This window comes from Escherichia sp. MOD1-EC7003 (assembly GCF_002965065.1).
Classification (GTDB): Bacteria; Pseudomonadota; Gammaproteobacteria; order Enterobacterales; family Enterobacteriaceae; genus Escherichia.
The window spans coordinates 1-5,089 of record NZ_PTRE01000232.1; the positions used below are offsets into that span (position 1 = coordinate 1).

Sequence of the window (5,089 nt, forward strand, 5' to 3'; positions counted from 1 at the left end):
CGTAGCACTGCCGACTGAATAACACATCCCCGTCAATACGGTTCTTGCTGCACGCTTACGAATAAACGACAAAATGCAGATTATTTCAGCAAACGATTTCAAATTAAAAAACAGGCTTTGACATTACGGACGGGCATCGCTAATATTCGCCTCGTTCTCACGATTCCTCTGTAGTTCAGTCGGTAGAACGGCGGACTGTTAATCCGTATGTCACTGGTTCGAGTCCAGTCAGAGGAGCCAAATTTTAGTCTTGAGACATCTTTATGAGTCTCAAGGCAGTTAAAAAATAGAAATTATTTTTACCCGGTCATCTTGTAAAAGCTGGCCGGGTTTTTTGATGCCTGTGTTTCGTGCCTTTAACCGAGCCTCACGGTTCAGTGAGCCAGTTGCCCCAACAGACATCACGGTTCGTAAGGTCTGAAACGCTGTTCTATACTGCACCGTATAAAGGTAAAGAGAAAAATACCTGATGTGGGATGTCGCTGTCGCGTCCTTATCGGGAAACTACACATAATTGCCACTTTTTCTTCTGTAATCAGGAAAAGAAGACCTGGAATTTCAATAAATGTTATTTCTCTGGGGGCGGGGATTTTTATAATCAATATGACAGGTTGCGTATTATATTTTTCATGAGAATTATATGAAATTAAAGAAATCTGCCATAAAGACAGATTTCTTTAAAGTATAATTAGAGATTTGCGACGTTGTGATAAACTTTTTGTACATCATCGTCATCTTCAAGAGCATCAACAAGCCCTTCAAAGATTTCTAAATCTTCTGGTGAAAGTTCAACTTCAGATTGAGCAATCATTTCTAATTCTGTTGTTGAGAACTCAGTGATTCCCGCTGCTTTTAGAGCCGCGATTCCTTTATGAAGGTCAGTAGGTTCAGTATAAATAACAATGTTACCTTCTTCTTCGGTCACATCACGAACATCAACCTCAGCTTCAAGCAAAATTTCAAAAATACGGTCAGGGTCTGTCCCTTTAAATACAATCACTCCCGTATTGTCAAACATATAGCTGACAGAACCTGCCGCTCCGATATTGCCGCCTTTTTTATTGAAAATTGTGCGAACGTTAGCAATCGTTCGGTTAACATTTGAAGTCAAGGTCTCGGCAATAATCATTGAGCCATTTGGACCAAAGCCTTCATAACGTCCCTGCACGAACGTTTCATCTCCACCACCTTTGGCTTTATCAATTGCTTTATCAATAACGTGCTTTGGAACTTGTGCCTGCTTCGCACGTTCAATAACGAATTTTAAAGATGTGTTTAATTCTGGATCGGGTTCACCTTGTTTGGCTGCAGCATAGATTTCTACACCGAACTTTGCATAAACTTTAGACGTTGCACCGTCTTTAGCCGTTTTTTTTGCAACAATATTGGCCCATTTACGTCCCACTGGAATGATCTCCTCGAAAATTTATTTACATTACTGGCAAGTTGATAACATACGTCTATTCAACATATTATATCATAACATAAAAAAATTCGTCTATTAGAAATAAAAATATTCTGACAATATAAACCTGGATTTGATTTTATAAAACCCAATATTGTCTCAGATTAGTCATCATAAAATTATTATGGCAAGAGGTCTGGATTAGTTGATTATTATCGTTATAAAAATTGAATGCACACAGGATTTTAATATGTAGGTATCATTAAGACGAGAATAAAACTCGCATCCATCCAGGGAAGCAAACAGCCCACGTTTATCGCGGACTCTTTGCTTGATGATTGACTATACTCGTCATACTTCAAGTTGCATGTGCTGCGACTGCGTTCGCTCCCCCCAGTCACTTACTTATGTAAGCTCCTGGGGATTCACTCGCTTGCCGCCTTCCTGCAACTCGAATTATTTAGAGTATAAATCCTTTACATCTATTCCTGATAAAAAGGAACAGAACTTATTACCGGAACGGCGGCTCATTAAAGGTTCGTAATTTACGTGAATGCAGTCGGTCGCCTTCTGCACGCAGCAAATCGATCGCCCGAATGCCAATTTGCAGGTGTTCGGAAATAGCGCCTTCATAAAAACGGTTAGCCTGACCGGGAAGTTTAATCTCACCATGTAACGGTTTATCTGAAACACACAGCAGTGTCCCATATGGCACGCGGAAACGATATCCTTGCGCGGCAATGGTTGCACTTTCCATATCAATTGCCACGGCACGGCTTAAGTTAAAACGAAGTGCAGAAGCTGAATAACGTAACTCCCAGTTTCTGTCATCTGTGGTTACCACAGTGCCAGTACGTAGCCGCTGTTTGACTTCTTCACCCGGTCTGCCGCTGACCAGTTTGGTCGCGTCATAAAGCGCACGTTGCACTTCAGCAATGCTCGGAATAGGAATATCGGGCGGCAAAACGGCATCAAGAACGTGGTCATCGCGTAAGTAAGCGTGCGCAAGTACATAATCTCCAATGGCCTGGCTTTCACGTAAGCCACCACAGTGACCTATCATCAACCAGACATCCGGGCGTAGCACCGCCAGATGATCGCAGATAGTTTTAGCATTTGACGGTCCCACGCCAATATTCACCAGACTAATACCCTGACCATCGGCGGTAATTAAATGCCATGCAGGCATCTGGTGTTTTTTCCATGCAAGGTCGGAAATGGCTTCTTCTGGCGCTTCGGTTTCGGCGGTGATCCAGTTCCCGCCAGCACAAGACAGGGCAATATAAGGGCTATCAGGATCGAGGATCTGACTGCATCCCCAACGAACGAATTCATCCACATAACGTGTGTAGTTGGTAAACAAGACGAACGGCTGAAAATGTTCCACTGGCGTACCGGTATAATGGCGCAACCGCGCGAGGGAAAAATCGACCCGGCGTGCATCAAAATGCGATAGCGGGGAAAATTCCGTTGGATGATAAATGCCATCTGCAGTTTCATCGCCAATTTGCGCCAGTTCTGTTGTTGGGAAGTAGCGAGTTAACCCGGCGCTCATTGAGCGGTCAAGTGTCAATTCAGAGCCATCAATGACATAAGGATAAGGGATTTCATGCAGCGAGGGTTGCACGGAGATATGCGCACCATAATCCTGATACAGCAACGTTAGTTGTTCATTGAGATACGAATGAAAGAGAGTAGGGCGAGTAATCGTAGTGGTGTAGCTGCCTGCGTGAGTAAAACGTCCAAACGCGCGTGTTTTGGGGGGATTTGTTGTACTACCGTCCCAGGTTACGGTCAGTGATGGATAGACAAAAAGACCTTGTTTACGGGCATTTTCATCAGGTAATTCGCCATTTTTAATATAGTTGCCAATGGCATTACGTAAAGCAACTACAGATTGCTCATACAGTTCGTCGAGTTTATCCAGTGCCTGAGCTGGGGTCAGACCGGAGCCCTTATTATTCATGTGTGTCTCCTGTTCCATACAATTACCGCACTTCCGATAGTATGTCACAGGAATATGAAACAAAAGTGTAAGGCGAAGATCGGATGATCTTCGCCAGGCTATCAAGAGCGTGGATTGTCTTTCATTAACAAAGCGGTCATTGCGGAAATCAGGCATCCCGCCAGCAAATAAATGGCGACGCTATGCCAGTTTCCGGCAAAATAAGTGATGAGTGCAGCGGCAATAAAAGGTGTAAATCCACCGCCAACCACACTGGCAACCTGATATCCGACTCCAGCACCACTATAGCGATAACTGGCACCAAACATTTCGGTAAACATCGGTTGTTGCACACACACCACCATGTCATGCGCAATGTTTGCCAACATTATGGAGAAGAAAATTATCCAGAAAATAGATTGAGCTTCAAGCGCCATAAAGAAAGGAAATGCGCTCAACGTTCCGATTAACGCACCTGTGATATAAACCCTACGGCGACCAAAACGATCGGCAAGCCAGGCAAAACAAGGAATTGTCAGGCAGCTTAATCCACCGACTAACAAACCGATATTAAGGAAAAGTTCGCGCGGTAATCCCATATTCTGAGTTGAATAGTTAAGCGCAAAGGCGGTAACGATGTACATCGTCAGCAATTCGCACAGTCGTAGCGCAATAATCTTCAGGAAGGCTCCGGGATGTCGTAACAGAGCCTCGATAACCGGGATGCGCTTTTTCGCTGTCGCTTGATTATGTTGCTGTTGTTCAAATTCCGCGGACTCCTCCATGCCATTACGCACCCACAATGCTCCCAGCACCAGTACGATGCTAAACAGGAAAGGAATGCGCCAACCCCAGCTTAAAAACTGTTCGTCAGTCGTCATCATACTGATCAGTGAAACCAGTCCGGTTGAAAGCAGTAAACCCACACCGTAGCCAACTTGTACGCCGCTACTGTAAAAGGCTTTTTTATTTTTCGGCGCGCTTTCAACAGAAAGCAACGCTGCGCCTCCTCATTCTCCACCGACGGCAAATCCCTGAATGGCGCGCAGCGTCACCAGTAAAATGGGGGCCCACCACCCAATGGTCGAGAATGAAGGAAGAATACCAATCAAGGCTGTCGCGATGCCCATCATCCAGACGGTTAGCATTAACATGCGTTTACGTCCCAGACGATCGCCAAAATGACCGAAAATGACACCGCCGAGCGGACGGAAAAGGAAACCGACCCCAAAGGTGGCAAATGCAGCGAGAGTTCCCATTGCCGGGCTTACTTGCGGGAAAAACTCGCGATTAAACACCAGTGCGGCGGTAATCCCATAGAGTAAAAAATCATACCAGTCGACGACGGCACCGGCAAAACTGCCTAACGCTGCTCGTCGGGCGCGACTTAACGAAAGCGTCCCTTCATCGGGACGAGTGGAGATGAGCGTGGAGTCCATAATGATCCTGTTTGTACTGTCTTTTTATAATTAGTATGGAAAGGGTAACTCACATTGCTGTCGATCTATAAACGAACCTTATGAGACTACCTCGACAGAGCGCATCTGCAAATGATTTTATGGCTGATTAGCAGCAACATGAAAAATTCAATGGAAGATGAAAGCGCAGGAGTTGCATAAGGATTAAGCAAAGCGCCTACAGTTTTGAGATATGAAACATAAAAAGTCCACATCTGCAGTAACCGGCTCATTTAAACCGTCTGGTCTGTTTCCTCCGGCTCTACAAAAATAATGTCCATC

2 protein-coding genes, 1 tRNA gene and 1 pseudogene are annotated in these 5,089 nt (G+C 44.8%); 1 reads left to right on the forward strand and 3 read right to left on the reverse strand.

All coding sequences use genetic code 11. The annotated features are described in order from the left end of the window. Window positions 1-164 precede the first annotated feature (164 nt). Window positions 165-240 (forward strand) — tRNA-Asn (locus A7090_RS24340). A gap of 448 nt (window positions 241-688) precedes the next feature. Here the strand turns inward: A7090_RS24340 and A7090_RS24350 are convergent. From A7090_RS24350 to shiA, 3 genes and pseudogenes are all read right to left on the reverse strand, one after another. Next, entirely contained in the window at window positions 689-1,405 is a 717-nt protein-coding gene (locus A7090_RS24350) for a YebC/PmpR family DNA-binding transcriptional regulator (RefSeq protein WP_105275805.1), read from the reverse strand. A 511-nt stretch (window positions 1,406-1,916) separates the two neighbouring features. Next, window positions 1,917-3,371, reverse strand: a complete 1,455-nt coding sequence (gene amn / locus A7090_RS24355; RefSeq protein ID WP_105275806.1) for an AMP nucleosidase — start codon at window positions 3,369-3,371, stop codon at window positions 1,917-1,919. A 101-nt stretch (window positions 3,372-3,472) separates the two neighbouring features. Beyond that, window positions 3,473-4,789, reverse strand: a pseudogene (gene shiA / locus A7090_RS24360) (shikimate transporter). Window positions 4,790-5,089 lie beyond the last annotated feature (300 nt).

What these genes read in the sequence shown, in the direction of transcription:
- amn (WP_105275806.1), bottom strand. Translation starts at nt 3,371, where the DNA reads ATGAATAATAAGGGCTCCGGTCTGACCCCAGCTCAGGCACTGGATAAA.